This window comes from Lentibacillus populi (assembly GCA_014642895.1).
GTDB lineage: Bacteria > Bacillota > Bacilli > Bacillales > Amphibacillaceae > Lentibacillus_C > Lentibacillus_C populi.
Genome location: BMJD01000006.1, coordinates 86,240 through 104,722 on the forward strand (window position 1 = coordinate 86,240; position 18,483 = coordinate 104,722).

18 protein-coding genes are annotated in these 18,483 nt (G+C 39.3%); 13 read left to right on the plus strand and 5 right to left on the minus strand.

All coding sequences use genetic code 11. The annotated features are described in order from the left end of the window. Positions 1-89 precede the first annotated feature (89 nt). The gene (locus tag IEX12_RS06320) at positions 90-1,076 is read right to left on the minus strand and encodes a nuclease-related domain-containing protein (RefSeq protein ID WP_188724799.1); all 987 of its coding nucleotides are present in this window, start codon (positions 1,074-1,076) and stop codon (positions 90-92) included. A 331-nt stretch (positions 1,077-1,407) separates the two neighbouring features. On the opposite strand from IEX12_RS06320, the gene IEX12_RS06325 reads away from it, so the two are divergent. The 7 genes from IEX12_RS06325 to IEX12_RS06355 all read left to right on the plus strand — a co-directional run bounded on the left by IEX12_RS06325 (position 1,408) and on the right by IEX12_RS06355 (position 9,433). Continuing rightward, positions 1,408-2,094, plus strand: a complete 687-nt coding sequence (locus tag IEX12_RS06325) for a Crp/Fnr family transcriptional regulator (protein WP_286170956.1) — start codon at positions 1,408-1,410, stop codon at positions 2,092-2,094. A 544-nt stretch (positions 2,095-2,638) separates the two neighbouring features. After that, the gene (locus IEX12_RS06330; RefSeq protein ID WP_188724801.1) at positions 2,639-3,922 is read left to right on the plus strand and encodes an ABC transporter substrate-binding protein; all 1,284 of its coding nucleotides are present in this window, start codon (positions 2,639-2,641) and stop codon (positions 3,920-3,922) included. A gap of 158 nt (positions 3,923-4,080) precedes the next feature. Beyond that, the gene (locus IEX12_RS06335) at positions 4,081-5,010 is read left to right on the plus strand and encodes a carbohydrate ABC transporter permease (protein WP_188724802.1); all 930 of its coding nucleotides are present in this window, start codon (positions 4,081-4,083) and stop codon (positions 5,008-5,010) included. Beyond that, positions 5,007-5,834, plus strand: coding sequence for a carbohydrate ABC transporter permease (locus tag IEX12_RS06340; protein ID WP_102415006.1), 828 nt, complete (start codon positions 5,007-5,009; stop codon positions 5,832-5,834). The genes IEX12_RS06335 and IEX12_RS06340 overlap by 4 nt, the downstream gene beginning before the upstream one ends. Positions 5,835-5,868: 34 nt before the next feature. Then, positions 5,869-6,891 (plus strand): LacI family DNA-binding transcriptional regulator, encoded by a 1,023-nt coding sequence (locus IEX12_RS06345; RefSeq protein WP_088053114.1) that lies wholly within the window; start codon positions 5,869-5,871, stop codon positions 6,889-6,891. A 143-nt stretch (positions 6,892-7,034) separates the two neighbouring features. After that, positions 7,035-7,949, plus strand: a complete 915-nt coding sequence (locus IEX12_RS06350) for an ROK family protein (protein ID WP_088053115.1) — start codon at positions 7,035-7,037, stop codon at positions 7,947-7,949. 41 nt (positions 7,950-7,990) lie between these two features. Next, positions 7,991-9,433: a glycoside hydrolase family 1 protein gene (locus IEX12_RS06355; protein ID WP_088053116.1), complete on the plus strand. Its 1,443-nt coding sequence runs from the start codon at positions 7,991-7,993 to the stop codon at positions 9,431-9,433. A 134-nt stretch (positions 9,434-9,567) separates the two neighbouring features. Here IEX12_RS06355 and IEX12_RS06360 read toward each other — a convergent pair whose 3' ends face one another. Further along, positions 9,568-10,560 (minus strand): NAD(P)/FAD-dependent oxidoreductase, encoded by a 993-nt coding sequence (locus IEX12_RS06360; protein ID WP_088053117.1) that lies wholly within the window; start codon positions 10,558-10,560, stop codon positions 9,568-9,570. A 552-nt stretch (positions 10,561-11,112) separates the two neighbouring features. Between IEX12_RS06360 and IEX12_RS06365 the strand changes: the two genes are divergently transcribed. The 3 genes from IEX12_RS06365 to spsC all read left to right on the plus strand — a co-directional run bounded on the left by IEX12_RS06365 (position 11,113) and on the right by spsC (position 13,571). Next, complete coding sequence (locus tag IEX12_RS06365) at positions 11,113-12,333, plus strand: NAD(P)/FAD-dependent oxidoreductase (protein WP_088053118.1); 1,221 nt, start codon at positions 11,113-11,115, stop codon at positions 12,331-12,333. 105 nt (positions 12,334-12,438) lie between these two features. Further along, the gene (locus IEX12_RS06370) at positions 12,439-12,750 is read left to right on the plus strand and encodes a YuiB family protein (protein ID WP_088053119.1); all 312 of its coding nucleotides are present in this window, start codon (positions 12,439-12,441) and stop codon (positions 12,748-12,750) included. Between the two features lie 164 nt (positions 12,751-12,914). After that, on the plus strand, positions 12,915-13,571 hold the full coding sequence (gene spsC / locus IEX12_RS06375; protein ID WP_155554328.1) for a stationary phase survival protein SpsC: 657 nt from the start codon (positions 12,915-12,917) through the stop codon (positions 13,569-13,571). A 154-nt stretch (positions 13,572-13,725) separates the two neighbouring features. On the opposite strand, the gene IEX12_RS06380 is transcribed toward spsC, so the two are convergent. From IEX12_RS06380 to deoD, 3 genes are all read right to left on the minus strand, one after another. Then, positions 13,726-14,199, minus strand: a complete 474-nt coding sequence (locus tag IEX12_RS06380) for a divergent PAP2 family protein (RefSeq protein ID WP_088053120.1) — start codon at positions 14,197-14,199, stop codon at positions 13,726-13,728. A gap of 171 nt (positions 14,200-14,370) precedes the next feature. Continuing rightward, positions 14,371-14,967 (minus strand): biotin transporter BioY, encoded by a 597-nt coding sequence (locus tag IEX12_RS06385; RefSeq protein WP_102415010.1) that lies wholly within the window; start codon positions 14,965-14,967, stop codon positions 14,371-14,373. 128 nt (positions 14,968-15,095) lie between these two features. Beyond that, positions 15,096-15,803 (minus strand): purine-nucleoside phosphorylase, encoded by a 708-nt coding sequence (gene deoD, locus IEX12_RS06390; RefSeq protein ID WP_088053122.1) that lies wholly within the window; start codon positions 15,801-15,803, stop codon positions 15,096-15,098. Between the two features lie 545 nt (positions 15,804-16,348). On the opposite strand from deoD, the gene IEX12_RS06395 reads away from it, so the two are divergent. The 3 genes from IEX12_RS06395 to IEX12_RS06405 all read left to right on the plus strand — a co-directional run bounded on the left by IEX12_RS06395 (position 16,349) and on the right by IEX12_RS06405 (position 18,401). Continuing rightward, positions 16,349-16,612, plus strand: a complete 264-nt coding sequence (locus IEX12_RS06395) for a phosphocarrier protein HPr (RefSeq protein WP_088053123.1) — start codon at positions 16,349-16,351, stop codon at positions 16,610-16,612. 118 nt (positions 16,613-16,730) lie between these two features. Continuing rightward, positions 16,731-17,219 carry a cation:proton antiporter regulatory subunit gene (locus tag IEX12_RS06400; RefSeq protein WP_088053576.1) on the plus strand — a complete coding sequence of 163 codons (489 nt, stop codon included), beginning with the start codon at positions 16,731-16,733 and terminating at the stop codon, positions 17,217-17,219. A gap of 6 nt (positions 17,220-17,225) precedes the next feature. Then, positions 17,226-18,401: a cation:proton antiporter gene (locus tag IEX12_RS06405; protein ID WP_088053124.1), complete on the plus strand. Its 1,176-nt coding sequence runs from the start codon at positions 17,226-17,228 to the stop codon at positions 18,399-18,401. Positions 18,402-18,483: the final 82 nt, after the last annotated feature.

Below are 18,483 nucleotides of genomic sequence, written 5' to 3' on the forward strand. Positions count from 1 at the left end.
TCCAAAATGAGTAAAATACTATCCGAAAAAGGAAAATACTATCCGAATCAGACCAAATACTATCCAAACGAGCGGAAATACTATCCGAGTCATAACAGGTTAAGCAATGCATCCAATTCGAGTAGGTATTTACGATCCTTAAAAGTTCCTGTCGATTGCAACCCTAACGATTGCAGCTGCTTTGTGGCTATTGAGATTGAGTTCAATCGTACAAATGATTTATATTGGCGGTTTGTAATGGTGGACCCAATTAATAGGTAATGATCAAGCAATCCTCTAATATGCGCTTTTTTATTTAGAAGTCCACATCTGTTACACTTCCAGTTACCTCGTATTCGCTCCATAGTGAGGTCCTTGCAATTTTCACAATATAATCCGTTTCGAATTTCATGTTTGTCAATTCCATACCACTGAAGGATGTCCGGGTTGGCAGTGACATGCTTTTTGATAAGCTGCTCAGATAAATTTCTCTGTTGAAGAGGCGACAGTAATTTATCTGGATAGCGTTTGGGAAGGGTCTTTAGTTTAAACGGTAAATTCATCGCATGCACCACTTTGTCATAAAATAATTTGTCCTTGGAATTTGTATCTATTATAGTTGATGAATTGCTGATAACGACAAATGGTATGATCGGTGGGACCGGAAAATGGTGTTGTTGCAGCCATGATTGTAGCTGCAGGACGTGTCGGTTGGCTTGGGTTAATGGATATGGATAGGACTTTACTGTTCCATCTGGAGTTGTTTGAATTAACTGTTGTGCTGGTTCATCAAAGAATAGTCTTCCAATCATATTTTTTACTTCTAATGGGATAATCATAGACGGTGTGGTGATAAGGGAATCAATTTGAAAATGAGTATCTTTCCAGGGGAGCCGTAGTCCATGATGAAATAAATGATGTTCATGCTCGAAGAAGGATAAATGATAGTCAATTGATTTTTCACCATGAAACCCTGCATGTCGTTTGCGTAGATCTTCTTCAATTCGAGGCCTTAGCAGATGTCCGTCAGCAAGTCGTCGTAAAGCCGCTTCAAGTTTTAGAATCTCTATTGGTGTTCTTCTATTGTTATACGCCAAAAAATCACTCCTTATTTTTGCATATAGTAGATATTCTATAATTAAACCCCATTTCCTTCATTAAAAATCGTCAAATTGATGAACGTTTGTAAGAGCAAGGTAGTTTTTACTTTGCTACGAACTAAATAATGTATAATAGTACTTATAGAGGATGTTCAAAAAGTCACCAAATGATAAGCGACGAATCGTGTCGCTCGCTTGCTTTTCCGCTCCTCATGTGCCTTTTTATGTACACTCCGGTGCTCAAAGCTGCGCCGCCTCGACCTTCTAGACCCGATTCGGCGACTTTGAACACGCACTTATAAAAATCATGGGAGGAATAAAAAACAAGATGCCTGATCGTCGTGGAAAACAATTATGCATTTCCAAGGTACCCTTTTTCAATCATTTAGCAAATCATGAAATGCTCGAAATTGTTAAAAAGAGCAGAAGCATTACATTCCAAAAGGGAGAGTTTATTTATCAGGAAGGTGACCCGTTGGAATATTTATATATTGTCCATAAAGGCCGGGTGAAAATTTATCAGCTGTTTGAATCGGGTAAGGAACAATTACTGCGGATTCTGGAGACAGGTGAATTTATGGGAGAACTTGCCCTTTTTTCGGAAAAAATGCTGGACAGCTATGCAGAGGCAATGGAGAAAACCGAGATATGTGCGATTCATCGGAAGGATATGCAAGAGCTGATGCAGACATATCCTACTATAGCGATTAAAATTTTGGAGCAATTCAGTAACCGCCTGGATCAAACGGAAAAACTTGTTGGACAGTTGAGTACGAAGGATGTGGAAACGCGCCTTGCCGGTTATTTGGTTGAGCTTGCACAGCAAAAGAATTCAATGGATATTATGCTGCCGATGAGCAAAAAGGATTTGGCCTCCTACCTCGGGACTACCCAGGAAACAATCAGCAGGAGACTGTCCAGTTTTCAGACAAACAGCTGGATAGCACAGACCGGCCATCGAAGGATTAAAATTACCGATATTGATGCATTAACCGATTGTGCAGTTAATATATAATTGGATTTCAAATATTACGATGGGCTGCGGATAATCTTGATCGTGGAAAACATATCCGGCTGTATCCAATACAACATCCGGGTATGTTTTCCACTTGTGATTTCCTTATCAAGTCCAAACTCGTCGAATGCTTTGGCTATACGCTTGCTTCCGGATCAATATATTGTTTAGAATTGTTGATTGTGGGTCAGCTCTTCCCAGAATCTAATGGCAATTAAATCTATTTTACAAAGGGATTCACAAATTCCCCGATAACATAAAACTCTCGAATACATGAAAAAATACACTTGCTTAGGAAATCGGTTTCTGAAATTCAGCATATTAGTATTGATTTTTATAAAATTAGATAATATAATAAACAAAGAAAGCGGTTTCTTGGATAGGGAAGACAGGTAAATTTTGCTGTTAAGGAAACCGGTTTCCGGTTATGGATACCTTTTACGTGCAAGCCACTATAATGAAGGAGGTGTATAAACCTAATTTAATAAAATCAAGTATGAAAGTTAGCTATTTATAAATTTATAACTCGCAGGGGGTAATTTTAATGAAAAGAAGCAAATTACTGTTAATGATTGGTATCATGGTGACACTTGTCTTTTCACTTGCAGCGTGCGGCGATAAAGCCTCAAGTGATAAAGACGAAGATGGAAATGTCACGTTGGATTTTTGGGTATTTGGTGCAACGAATTATGACGAATTGGCTAAGGAATATGAAAAGGAACATCCTGGGGTCAAAATTAAAGTAAAAACTTCCGAAAACGCTGATCATCATAACAGCTTATTCACAGCATTATCTGCAGGAAGTGGTGCACCGGATCTGGCCATGGTAGAGATAGATCAATTTGATCGATTCAAGGAAGCAAAAGATAGATTCGTAAACTTGTATGATTTAGGTGCCGAAAAAATTCAAGATAAATATTTGGATTGGAAATGGAAAATAGGCGAAAGCATGGAGGGTGATTTCCTATTTGGTTTACCAACTGATATTGGGCCAAAGGCTATGTTCTATCGTACAGATTTGTTTGAAGAGGCTGGTTTGCCAACTGAACCGGATGAAGTGCAGAAATTGATTCAGTCAAAAGAAGACCTTATTAAAGTCGGAGAACAGATCAAGGAGAAAACTGGCAAGCCTTTACTAGATAGTATGGAAATGGCATACCGTGCGGTTATCGATGGAGCAGAAGAAAGCTTCTATGATCAAGATGGAAATCTATTAGTTGAAAAAGATGGAAATGCTGTTAAAAAAGCATATGATTTAGCTGTAGAATTAAACGAGCATGGGCTAGTCGGTGAATATGATATGTGGACACCAGAATGGGGAAATGCCGTAAATAATGGCGATTTTGCAATTGAAATGGGCGCGGCATGGCTAAAAGGCTGGATGTTGGATAATGCACCGGATGCATCAGGCAAATTCCGTATTGCAACCTTGCCGAAGGAATTTGCTGGTAACTGGGGCGGTTCTTATATCACTATCCCAAAAGAGACCAAACATGATGATGAGGCGTATGAATTTGCAAAATGGTTAGTGTCGCCTGATAATCAGTTGAAATCATTCAAAAGTGATGCAGGTCTTTTCCCATCATCGCCAGAAGTTTACGAGATGGACGAATTCAAAAACATAAAAGATGAATTTTTTGGCGGTCAAAGTACATCGAAATATTTTGCGGAAGCAGCTCAAGATATCAGTTTTATCTATAAAGGTGACAAATACACGCCGACTCAGGACGAAGTACTCAATGCATTAAAAAATGTCCAACAAGGGGCAGATCCGGATAAGGAATGGGCTGCGGCTGTTAAACGAATGAAAGATCTTAATAACAAATAGAGATGGATAAGAATCAGCTTTTTTTCAACTTATGAGAAAAAACCAAAGCATAGAATACTTGCTTGTTTCATCCTTGGGTTTCTGAAAATATTGCATATTCATTGATATGGCAGTCTTTCCTGCCATATCAATGTCTTTTAAGAAGGGAAGGAGAGAAAATGGCTTTTACACGCAAAAGAAAATACCGATCAGAAGCAACCAAAGACAAAATTAGTGCCTATTTGTACATTTCACCTTTCTTTATTATTTTTGCCGTAATTGGCTTATATCCTGCTATATTCAGTCTCTATCTGGCATTTCAAAATTGGAACGGATTGGGTGAAATGACCTTTGTTGGTCTCCAGAACTTCAGTGTTGTCCTGCATGATTCAACGTTTTGGAAGGCACTTTACAACACAATTATCATGGGCATTATGGGAACAGCACCGCAGCTCATTTTTGGTATTATTTTAGCATTTATCCTGAACCAGGCATATCTGAAATTTAAAAATGCCTTTCGCGCCATGATTTTTTTGCCTTACATTACCTCCATGGTAGCTGTAGCGCTTGTATTTGGAGTATTTTTCAGCAATAACGATACAGCGTTGGCTAATTACATTTTAAACCTTTTTGGCATGGACTCCGTTGCATGGAAAACAAGTGAATGGGGTTCGAAAATAGCTATTTCCATTATGGTTTTTTGGCGATGGATCGGCTATAACACGATCATCTACTTGGCGGGACTGCAAAGTATTCCAAAAGACTTATATGAAGCGGCTCGAATTGATGGTGCAACTATTTTCCAGCAATTACGCTATATTACGATTCCATTATTAAAACCTTTCATTGTTTTAACGGTGTTCTTTTCTACTGTTGGTGCACTGCAACTATTCACAGAACCAACTGTGTTTTTGGGAGGATCGGCATTTAGCAGGACAGAAGCAATGACGGTTGTAATGTATTTGTATCGTGATGCATTTAGTTTACAATCCTTTGGAACAGGCTCTGCAACGGCAGTTATTTTGCTCGGTATTATTGTTGTTGCTTCCGCCATTAATACCTATTTGACATCCGGGATTAGAAAAAAGAACAAGGGGATAAAATCATGAATAAAAAATTTAAATTTGGGCGATTTTTCGTGTATTTATTTCTGATTGTTGCATCTTTCTTATCCATCTTTCCTTTTTACTGGATGTTTGTGATGGCAACAAGGCCAAGTGCAGCATATAATTCGATTCCTCCAACAATAACACCGGGTGATAAATTAGTCGAAAACTTTCAAGCAGTATTGGAAAAAATACCTTTTTTTGGTGCGATGTTCAATACACTAATTGTTTGTTTAGTTGTTACACTTGTCGTTCTATTAATTAGTTCATTGGCTGGGTTTGCTTTTGCAAAATTCAGGTTCCCGGGGAAAAATATTTTTTTTATTTCTATATTGCTAACGATGGTCATCCCACCGCAACTTGGTTTAATTCCACAATATTTTTTAGTTGCCAAGTTTGGATTGCTGGATACCCTGTTTGGTGCAATGATTATCTTTTTCCTGAATCCGTTAGGAATTTTCTTAATGAGGCAGTATATAGCGCAATCCATTCCGGATGAATTAATTGAAGCGGCTAAACTGGACGGCTGTTCAAACTTCCGTATTTTCCGGAGTATTGTTCTTCCAATCATATTACCGGCCTTTGCCACATTAGGAATTATTGTATTTACGGCAACGTGGGGAGAATTTTTGTGGCAATTCACTGTTCTTCGCGACCCGGATATGTATACAATACAAGTAGCCCTCTCTTCAATGAATACAACAAGCAATGTTGATTTTGGGATGTTGCTGTCTGGTGTGTTTTGGGCAACAATTCCACTCGTTATTGTGTTCTTGATGTTTAATAAGTTGTTTATCTCCAGTATTACAGAGGGTTCCGTTAAATAATACGAGTAGATCACGAAGGACATGAGGTATGACAATGAAACTTACTATTAAAGATATTGCAAAGCTGGCAAATGTTTCTCCAGGCACTGTTTCAAAAGTAATCAATCAATCGGGGAATCTTAGCCGGCAAACGATAGAAAAAGTAAAAAAAATAATCGAGGAAACCGGTTACCAGCCGACGTTTTCAGCAAAAGCGCTGGCAACAAAAAAATCCAATCTTATCGGGTTAATCTATGCGGGAGATATCAATGCGGAAATGAACCACCCATTTTTCAATGATGTTGTTAATTCATTTAAAAATGCAATCGGAAATCTTGGCTATGATATGCTGGTTTTTTCAAATAACAAATTTAGCAAGGACGGGCGGGATTATTTGGCTCGGTGTATTCATTTTCAATTGGATGGTTGTTTGATTATAGCGGGGGATCGAATTGAAGAAGCCACAAATGAGCTGGACCAAAGTGATTTTCCATGTGTCGGAATTGATATTGCACTGAAAGGCCCAAATTCAAGCTATGTTACAACAGATAACCGGAAAGTTTCCGAAGCGGTTGTGACCTATCTTTATTTAAACAGGATGAAGGAAGTTGCCTTTATCGGAGGCCCAGAAGACTCATTTGTCTCAAGTATTCGTAAAGACAGTTTCATTCGTAATATGGAGCTTTTTGGCATGAAGGTTAAGGACGAGTGGATCCAATACGGAGATTATTTTGAAGATAGTGGGTATGCTGCGATGAAGCGGATATTGGCAGCTTCAAAACGCCCACAAGTTGTTTATGCTGTTTCTGACATGATGGCATTAGGTGCTTTACGTGCCTTGAAGGAAAAGAGGATTCGTGTCCCTGAGGATATCAAGTTAATTGGTTGTGATGATATTGAAGCTTGCCGTTACAGCGACCCACCGCTGGCAACAGTAAGACAGGATAAAGACAAGATGGGGAAGCTTGCGGCACATATGCTCCATGATTTAATCAATGAGGAGGTTCAACCGAATTCAGTAATGGTCGATCCTCAGTTAGTTGTACGCGGTTCGTGTTCTTTTGACTCAATTCATTAACTAGTGGAATGATTCGATAAAATAAGCCGATTAATAAAACACAGATAAAAATCAGAACAATGTAAGGGGATGGTGATGATAGGTTGACAGGAAAGAAACATTGCTAACAACAAGAAATTGACGAAAAGTATGAGGTGGACGTAATGAAACGTTATTTGGCAGTTGATATTGGTGGCACCTATATCAAATTCGGCATTGTTGATGAAGGGGCAACCATATTGAAAATGGATAAAACAAAAACACCGGAAACATTGGATGGACTACTAGATCTAGTGGTAGATCTTTACCATAAAAATCAAGATGTTGCTGGCGTAGCAATCAGTTGCCCTGGTGCTGTCTCGGATACGGGAATCATATACGGCTCTAGTGCTTTATCCTATCTTCATGGGCCAAATATCAAACGGTTGATTCGTGATCGGATTGACTTGCCGATATTTATGGAAAATGATGCGAATTGTGCGGGTTATGCCGAGGTATGGAAAGGAAAAGCACAGGGAAAAAAAGACGCGATCGTTGTTGTAATCGGAACAGGTATTGGTGGAGCTCTCATCAAAAATGGATTGGTGCATAAGGGTGCCAATTTGCATGGTGGTGAGTTTGGCTATATGGTGATCCCTACTGGCTCAGGGGTTGACTATGACACGTGGAGCGCAACCGGTGCCACCGGTGCATTAGTGAAAAATGTGGCCAACTTAAAACATATGAACGAGAAGGAATTAACGGGGGAAGCTGTATTTGAAATGGCGAACGACGGAGATGTGGATTGTAAACAAGCCATCGATCAGTTTCATCAATATTTAGCTTTGGGAATTTACAATTTGCAATATATCTATGATCCAGAGATTATTTTAATAGGTGGCGGCATTAGTGCCAGAAACGACCTAATCGATCATATAAATGCGAAATTGGACGATATTCTTAATCGTCTGAAGGCCTCAAAAATAAAACCAGTCATCGATACATGCGAATTCGGACAATACGCCAACATGCTTGGGGCTGTATATGGTTTTATTAATTGGTGGAACTTGGCTGGTTCTTCTGCCTCGGTCATCAAATGAAAATTATAAATAAGAGAATGATGTAAATGGAGCTGATATGAATGGATCATCCAAATTTAGATGAGTTTCCTAGAAATTTTTTATGGGGATCTGCTTCGGCAGCTTACCAAGTGGAAGGTGCTTTCAATGAAGATGGAAAAGGTCCTTCTATTTGGGATAACTTCACAAAGATCCCCGGAAAAACTTATCAAGGTACGAATGGTGATGTCGCAGTCGATCATTATCATCGATACAAAGAAGACGTAGCATTGATGGCAGAAATGGGGTTGAAGGCATATCGCTTTTCCGTATCGTGGAGCCGTATTTTTCCAATGGGTAAAGGTAAGCTAAGTGAAGCAGGAATACAGTTCTATGAAAATCTGATTGATGAGCTGCTACATCATGGTATTGAGCCAATCGTCACGCTGTATCACTGGGATCTTCCACAAGCACTTCAGGATGAATATGGTGGCTGGGAGTCTCGACAAATCATCAATGATTTTAATGATTATTGTGTTACATTGTTCGAACGGTTTAAAAATAAGGTGAATTACTGGGTAACATTGAATGAACAAAATGTTTTTATCGGACTAGGATATGAACAGGCTGCGCATCCCCCGGGTGTCAGCGATCGCAAGCGGATGTACAACGCCAATCATATTGCCAATCTGGCCAATGCGAAGGCTATCCAATCTTTTAGACGAATTATCACTGATGGAAAAATTGGTCCTAGCTTTGCGTATGGACCAGCCTATCCATTTTCCAGCGAACCGAATAACATTTTGGCAGCGGAAAATGCGGAGGAATTCCAAAGTTATTGGTGGATGGATGTGTATAGCTGGGGGGTGTATCCAAAAGTTGCATGGAAATATCTTGAAAAGCACGGACTGGCGCCAATAATTGAAGACGGGGACGACGAGCTGTTAAAAGCAGGTAAACCAGATTTTATCGGTGTCAATTATTATCAGACCGCAACGTTTACTGCCAGTCCGCTGGGCGAACAGTTCAGTGCTTCTAATAAGGAAAACCATGATGGAAAAAAAGGTAATTTCGTTGAAAGTGGAAATGCTGGTTTGTTCAAACGAAAACGGAATGCGGCGTTAGAAACGACCAATTGGGATTGGGAAATCGACCCTGTTGGACTAAGAATTGGCTTGCGCCGGATCACGAGCCGTTATGGGCTTCCAATCTTAGTGACAGAGAATGGTTTGGGGGAGTTTGACAAGCTGGAAGAAAATGATGCTGTCAATGATGACTACCGAATTGCTTTTATTCGCAAGCATATCGAGCAATTACAGGCAGCCGTTACCGATGGTGTGGATTTGCTTGGATATTGTACATGGTCATTTACCGATTTGCTCAGCTGGCTGAACGGCTACCAAAAGCGTTATGGGTTTGTTTATGTGAACCGTGATGAATTGGCTGAGAAGGACATGAGGCGGATGAAGAAAAAGAGCTTTCATTGGTATAAAAAGGTAATTGCAACAAATGGGAAAGAATTGTAAAAAGTGCCAGCGGGAGAACAAAGGCGCAAGCACCCGGTTAGTTAATACTCCAAAATATACCAATTACAGAAATAAAAAACATATCCGGGACGACACGAACATGATCCGGATATGTTTTTTTTATTTGTCAATGATTACTTTACTAAGTCCAAACTCGTCGAATGCTTTGGCTGTACCCTTGCTTTTGGATCAATATATTGCTTGGCATTATTGACAGCAGTCGGTCCTTCACCAAATCCGGTGGCAATTAGGTTTATTTTGCCTGGGTATGTACAAATATCCCCAGCAGCATAAATTCCTGGAATATTGGTTTCCATTTTCGTATTCACGACAATGCTGTTCTTCTCAATTTCCAAGCCCCAATCTTTTAGTGGCCCTAATGTAGAGACAAAGCCATAATTGCACAATATGGAATCAACCTCCAGCTCTAGTTGCCGGTCACCTTTTACTTCCTGCAGCAATACGCGTTCAATTTTATCATTTCCACTAATATCGCCAGGCGTAAAAGGAGTAATGATTTCCACACTTGAGTTCATTAATTTTTCGACACTGTACTCATGGGCACGGAATTTATCGCGGCGGTGTACCAATGTTACTTTTTCTGCAATCGGTTCCAGCATCAAGGCCCAGTCTACTGCTGAATCACCGCCGCCCAGCAGCATCACATGCTGGTCTTTATAGTGATTCATGTCTTTTACATGGTAATGTAAATTAACACCCTCAAACCTTTCAAAATCGCCAACATTCAACCGGCGTGGCTGGAATGCGCCATTTCCGGCTGTGATGATAATGGTCTTCGTATAATGCGTTTCTTTATTGGTAGTAAGTTTAAATGACTGATCATCCAAACGTTCTACTTTTTCAACTGCCTGCCCCAATACAATCGCCGGGCTAAACAGGTTGGCCTGCTCCTCCAGGTTATCGACCAAGTCCTGTGCACGAACTTTGGGGAAACCAGCGACGTCGTATATATCTTTCTCCGGATACAAGGCTGTTAATTGTCCACCGGTATGTGGCAAGCTTTCAATTATTTTAACACTTGCATCGCGCATCCCACCGTAAAAGGCTGTGAACAAACCAGTTGGCCCTGCTCCGATAATCGTTACATCATATATTTGTTCTGCCATTATTACTCCTCCATTCTCTCTGCCTCTATACTACGATAAATTGATTTAATCATAAAGAAATATGCAATAATGTGAAGCTTTATCAGTGGGGGGATTAACGCACCGAATGTCGTGGTGCAGACAAAGACATGCGGACGTGGCATACTTGGCCTACCTTTATCCGTAACTGAATTTTAATTAGACGAATCGGGCACCTTCTATATTTTTTTATGGAGATTCTACTAACGGTTATAACAGAAATATTTTTATTTCAATAACACTGGAATTATAACTGGGAGAAATTTAAATTTTAAGAATGTATTATTTAGGGTTGAAAATTGTAATGAAAAAGGCTAAGATATTGTTTGAATGTTATATTACAGTTTTATAACAAAAGTATTTCAATTGTTACATACTTGGCTTTCAGTCAAGTTTTTTAATGCTTTGATATTAATATTCTGTGTTTTGGATAATAAGATAAGCTCGACCAGTCTTAGCGCTTTAGCGTTTATTATTTCGTGAAATATGTCACATAGGGGAAACAGAAATTTTACAGATGGAAGTGATGATAAAATGAATAAGCCAAATATTGTGATTCTTGGTGCTGGCTATGGTGGGATGATGACGACTGTCAAACTGCAAAAGTCACTCGGATTAAATGAAGCCGTGCTAACACTTGTGAATAATAATGATTACCATTACCAGACCACGTGGTTACATGAAAATGCTGCCGGCACATTACATCATGATCGTACACGGATCCCAATTAAGGAAGTTGTCAACATGAACAAGGTTAACTTTGTTCTGGATACCGTTGTTGCGATAAAACCGGAAGAGAAAAAAGTGAAGCTAAAAAATGGTGAGCTTTCCTATGATATTTTAGTTGTAGCGCTAGGATTTGAAGCAGCAACATTCGGGATTCCGGGATTAACAGAAAACGCCTTTACAATTGGGAATATAAATAGTGCACGGCTAATTAGGGAACATATTGAATACAATTTTGCCATGTATCATAATGATTCGAAAAAAAATCAAGCACGTTTAAATATTGTTATTGGTGGTGGCGGATTTACCGGTATCGAGTTTGTCGGCGAGCTGGCAAATCGGATCCCAGAGCTTTGCAAAGAATATGATATTGATAAGAATTTAGTGCGGATTATTAATATAGAAGGATCTCCTGCAGTATTGCCGGGTTTTGACCCGCAGCTTGTCGAATATGCAATGAATTCACTGGAGGCACGTGGCGTTGAATTTATAACAGGGGCATTGTTAAAGGAATGCAAGCCGGCAAGTATTGTTTATGAAAAAGATAACAAAGAAGTGGAGATCCCGACATTAACGACCATTTGGGCTGCAGGAGTTCGCGCCAATTCAATTGTAGAGACATCTGGTTTTACGACAAATCGAGGAAAAGTTGAAGTAAGGAAAGATATGCGTGTTCCAGAATATGATGATGTGTTCGTACTTGGTGATTGTGCACTAATTATGAATCCGGATACCGGCTGTCCATTTCCACCAACCGCACAAATCGCTATTCAGGAATCGCAAACCGTTGCACATAATGTAAAAGCCCTCATTCAGGGAAACGATGAATTGGAAAGCTTTGAAGCAAAAATTCTTGGAACAGTCGCCTCCCTCGGAGCCAATGATGCAATTGGTGTTATCTTAAATAATCGTAAGCTATTCGGCTTTAAGGCAACGGTGATGAAAAAAATAATCGATAACCGTTACTTATTAAAATTAGGCGGTTTTAGTCTATTAATGCGGAAAGGTAAATTTAATATTTTTTATTAGGAAATGACAATTTAAGCAAGGGTGGGTCTCTCCGCCTTTGCTTTTTATATGTTTTCAGCTAAAATGGAGTCTGTATGAAAGATTGTTAAATAGGAGGACACAACCTTGATTCAATTTGTTGTATCAATTTTATTGTTTTTTGTTATATTTTTTGGCATTGCATTTATTTTAAATATGCTACTAAGGCGTACATGGTTAATGTCATTTATTTATCCAATCATTGTCCTGATTATAGTTGATGATATACCAACAACAAATTATTTTAAAGATCCAGGTGCATCGTTCCAGACTGCTTTTACTAATTTAGTACATATCACACCTGTAGACATAACGATTCTGGCAGCTGGCCTCGTTGGAACAATTGTATCTGGATTTGTCATTAAATTTCTCCGGAAAAGTGGCTATCAAATGTTTTAAAAGCAATAGCACCGCCGGGCGTGATTGTTTTTGTAATCTATTCATTTGTCAGTATTTTTTGGTTTCATTTTAACTTTCATGAATAAAAAGTTACTAGATTGGAAATGATGACATCCAGAGAGGTGTTATCATTGAAAAAAATTAAATTTTTCCGAAGAACCGGGATGTTACTGTTATTTTTAGGCGCATTTTACACTACGCTCACCAGTATTTCGAACGTCACCTTACAAGATGTTCATGCGTGGGCAGAACAGGAAGCAGCGAATAAACCAACAATGGCAGAGGATGCTCTGACGAATAAACGGATTACACTTGAGAAGAAAACATTAAATTACAAAAATGAGTCCCAACGGTATATTTCCAGTGAACAAATTGAAGGACCAAAGACACTGGAGGAATATGTTAATTTAGAACAATATCCAAGCTCAACTGTTATGGCAACAGGCTATACGGCAGGTGCAGAGTCGACAGGTAAAACGCCTGATCATCCGGAATATGGAATTACGTATTCTGGGGTAAAGGTTAAGCGAGACTTATACTCTACTATTGCAGCTGATTTAAGTATTTATCCAATCGGAACTATTCTGTATATTCCTGATTATGGGTATGGCGTCGTTGCTGACAAGGGGGGAGCAATTAACGGAAATGAAATTGATCTGTATTATCCAACTGTAGAAGATGTTTATAAAAAATGGGGAAAGAAGGAAGTAAAGGTTTATATCATCGAGATGGGTGATGGCAGCCTTAGCGAAGAACAGCTTATGGAATGGAATGAAAATGAAGCATTGCAAGTCTTCCGGGAGCAGATTACAACAAGTTAAAGCAAATTAAACAGGCTTACCCAGGTATAAGGGTGAGCCTGTTTTGGCGCTGTTCGGTAATGTGTTTGCTAGCAGTTGAATGCTGGGGAATACTTGTGAAAATTTCGCTGCAAGACAGTCAAAGACTCCGAGCAATGGAGATGCGCTATGAAAATTAGTATAGCATATAAAGAAGGAGTGCAAGGCAAATCCCTGTTAATCCGCCAAAAAATACTTCGATTGGCTCATGTCCCAGTAATTCCTTCAGCTCCTGGCGTTTTTCGTATTCCGCCTTTTTTCCCCAATCCTTCGCTCCCTCGATAAGATAAAGAAGGTCTTTACGTAACTGATTGAGCAATATTGCTTGTTCTCCGGCCTGTTTGCGTACCCCAGATGCATCAAACATAACGATAATGCTGAAAACACAAGAAACTGCAAACATTGTTGAGGATATCCCTTCGACAATTCCGATACTGGTTGTTAATGCGGCAACAGCTGCCGAATGACTGCTAGGCATCCCTCCATTACTAAATGCCAGACCCGGTTTAAACGTTTTTGTTACAATCAGATTAATCGGTATTTTGATGACCTGTGAAAAAACAATTGCAATCAGTGCAGCCCATAATGGGAAATTCATGAAAACATGCATGAAAAGAAGAACATCCTTTCTGTTACAAGCACCTGTTGGACTAATAACTCTAGTATCGGTAAAGGATGAAAACTTTTATTCATTTATCTGACTCTGGGTAAACAAATTTTTAAGTGAGAAAAAAAGAGGATATCCATTATCGGAATATCCTCCAAATACAGAACGATTATGTTAATGTGCTTTTATGCTTAACCATCTTGCGGGAATTCGCTTAGCCAAATTAACCATAAACACTCCTGAAAGAAAGGCCAATGCAGCATCCTTGATCAAAAATGGAACCATGCTCGTCCATGCAACTGAGTAAGAAATGTTTAGTTCCAGCCAAGTATTCATGGCTGCATACATATAGGTCACACCTATTCCGTAATTTAACAACAATCCGATTAGTGCTGCAAAAGTGTATAAAGGTATGGACGGTTTTTTACTTTGTTCTGCTATGAGTCCGACAAAAAATGCGATAAAAATAAACGATATAATGAATCCGCCTGTTGGACTGACAAGAACAAAAGGACCTCCAGACATTTCGGCAAATACGGGTACACCGGCAATACCGACAAGGATATAGGTAATGATTGAAATAGTACCGAGTTTTTTGCCGAGCATCAGCCCAGCCAGTATTGCAAAAAAGGTTTGTAATGACAATGGCACAGATGCACCACCAATCGGAACAGTTAACATTGGAAACCATACTGCTATATTGGCGCCAATTGCCATTAAACAGACAAATACTGCACCAAATGTTAAATCGATAGGACGTAACTCTTTCATATGTATTCTCTCCCTTCTAATAAAATAATAAGGGAGCGAACGTTTATTGTCAACCAAATAATAATAAGGTTGACAAAATAGCTGAGGGCTCTATCTTTGACCTGTTATGCTTAACAGGTTAAGGGCACTTATTTGATCGCTGCCTCCAACGCAATTTCCATCATGTCATGGAAGGTTGTTTGCCGTTCTTGTGCCGTTGTTTCTTCACCCGTCAGGATGTGATCGGAAACAGTTAATACCGACAATGCCTGACGATCGAATTTTGCTGCCAATGTGTATAATGCAGATGTTTCCATTTCAATTGCTAATACTTTATATGCTGCAAGTAATTCATTCAGTTCCTTTGCATTATCACGATAGAAGGTGTCACTTGTAAACACATTGCCAACGCGCAGGCGTAACCCTTTTTCCATTCCAACGTCATATGCGTTTTTAAGTAATTGAAAATCAGCTAGCGGTGCATAGTCAATTCCATCGAATACCATGCGATTGATTTGGGAGTCGGTTGTAGCCCCTTGCGCTAAAATAACATCACGAACTTTTACATCTTTCTGGATTGCACCGCATGTGCCAACACGAATTAATTTTTGGACATCGTAGCTTTGGATAAGTTCATTTACGTATATCGAAATCGAAGGAACCCCCATTCCGGTTCCTTGGACAGATATTTTTTCTCCTTTATATGTACCAGTAAATCCGTACATACCACGTACATTGTTATATTGTTGAACATCATTTAAAAATGTTTCCGCAATAAATTTTGCCCGTAACGGATCTCCTGGTAATAGAATTTTATCAGCGATTTCACCTTTTTCTGCCCCAATATGTACACTCATTTCACAACCTCCAACTTTTTCTTAAGATAAGAAAGTATATAAATTTAGGCTCTATTCTGCTCTCAGCAGAGTAGGCCACGTCCAGCTCCAGCGCCCAGCGGCTAGTGTGCAACACCCGCCTCCGTACGATAAGTCAACATCGGTTGGTGTAAAGGAAGGCCGACTAAAGGCGGACTTTGCGTCCAACGTCGGCATACCCCTTTTGCAGGGGCATGTTTCCTTTATCTCCTACGGCAGGAATGTTCGGTTAAGACCGCTGCTTTGCGCAGCAACACCGAACCACCCTGCATGGCAGGGCGCAGTCCATACGCCGCTAAACGGGCGCTTGCGCCTTTGTTCTTTACAAGATAACGTTATCATAACCCTAAGGCAAAGACAAATTTCTAAGTAAATGACAGGTTTTTTTGTTTCATAAAAGTTTATTATTGTATATAATAAGGATAGTTCATTTATTCACGAATTTTTAATGAGTTAATGATCTGCAAAAATGTATGTTAACATAGTGTACATACGAATAATTATCACAATTGGAAGGATGAGATATAATGAAAGAAAAAACGTTTACCATTACAGCTGATACAGGAGTTCATGCACGTCCTGCTACACTACTTGTAAATAAAGCTGGTCAGTTTAAATCAGAAGTTGAGGTAGCCTACAATGGTAAAACCGTTAACTTAAAATCAATCATGGGTGTTATGTCACTTGGTGTTCCAAAAGGTGCTGAAATTAAAATCATTGCAAACGGCAGTGATGAAGAAGAAGCAATAAACGGTATTGAAGAAGTTATTAAAGAACATTTAGGTGAATAATGTAAGTGATGAAGCTGGAGAAATAAAACCCTCTAGCTTTTTTATTTTTTTGTTTACATTTATTTTACTAACAGGTAAAGTCTATAATAAACAGACATTTGGAGTATGGGGTGAAGTAATGAAAATATCTGTATCTAAGCTACCGGGAATCGGACAGAAAATCTCGTTTAAAACGTCTGAGGAAAATTTGCTTGTGATTATTGTCCATCATACTGGAAAACGGGAGCTGTACTTTTTCGAGGACGCGGATGGGGACGAGGCAGATTTTGCAATGGATCTGACGCCTGACGAAACAAGGGAGCTTGCGGCACAACTATTAGGTGCAACATATCAGCCAGTAGACGTTGAAAAAATGCGTATATTTAAAAGCCAGATTATCGTTGATTATATAACACTGAAAGAGAAATCAACCCTTGCGTTTAAAACGATAGAGGAATCAGATATCCGTAACAAAACCGGCGCAACCATCATTGGGATTGTTCACGGGGAGGATGTTATTGCCATTCCTGAGGCTGACACGACCTTAAAGCCTGGTGACGTATTAATGTCTGTCGGAAAAGATGAGCAAATAGCTGCTTTAACAGAGCTATGTAAGGGTGAGGAATGATGATGTTTGGTTAGTGAACTTCCGACGTTATTAGATGCAGGTATTATATTAATTGGAATTTTTCTGCTTGGATATATTGGGTTAAAAACAAATTTCCCTAATGTTATTTTGTATATTTTATTTGGAATTGCGTTAGCTGGTCTGATGCATCATAATTCCATCCTGCATTTTTCAAGCGAAGTTGCGATTGTCCTGCTGTTCTTTTTGCTTGGATTGGAATTCAATACAAGACGACTCGGTGGAATCGCCAAAAAAATATGGAGCTCAGGTTTCCTTGATGTGGGACTCAGTCTAGGCGTAACGATGATTATTGCGTTTGGCTTTGGCATGGACTGGTTCTCCTCGTTTTTAATTGGTGGTTTGGCATATGCTACCAGCTCATCCATTACAGCTAAATTACTTGATGACAAAGGAAGAATGGCCAATGCGGAAACAGAATATATTTTGGGCATATTGATATTTGAAGATTTGATTGCACCAATTATTGTCGCCATATTAATTGCATTAAGCACCGGGGAGGCATTTTCCGGATTGGATTTAGCTATGTTATTAGGGAAAATAGTTGGTCTGGCAGTAGTTGCTATTATTTTGAGTAAGACATTGTTTAAACGGTTTGAGCAGTTTTTACTTAAAATTGAAGATGAAGATTTTAAAATTGTTCTGTTAGTTGGAATTGCTGTTACATATGGAGGATTAGCTGTATCTTTAGGGTTATCAGAAGTGCTTGGGGCATTTTTGGCCGGTGTCATGCTAGCGGAGATTGGCAAAATTGAACGGGTGGAAGGAACAGTTACACCGATAAAAAATCTGCTGTTGCCTACATTCTTTGTTTATTTTGGAACAACCATTGACATGGGTTCAGGTGTGCCGATGCCGGTACTGTTAATCATTCTGCTTGTCTGGTCAATGCTGGCTAAAATTCTGGTTGGTACAATTGGCGGGAAATTGTATGGACTTACAAAACGTGTATCATTACGAGCAGGATTGTCATTATGTGCCCGTGGAGAGTTTTCTGTCGTTATTGCCAGCGTTGCGGCAGGGTCGATAAAGGTTTTCGGTGGAATTTATATCGTAGTTTCTGCGTTTCTCGGGATGCTGCTATTTAACTATGCACCTAAAATTACAACAAGGATTTATGGCAAACCAGAAAAGAAAAAACGAAATTTGAAAGTACCGACGTAAACGAAAAGGACAAGATGAAGGAAGACCACTACCGCTAGGCCGAAGCTGGACGTGGTCTTTTGAATAAAGCATAAATAAAGCT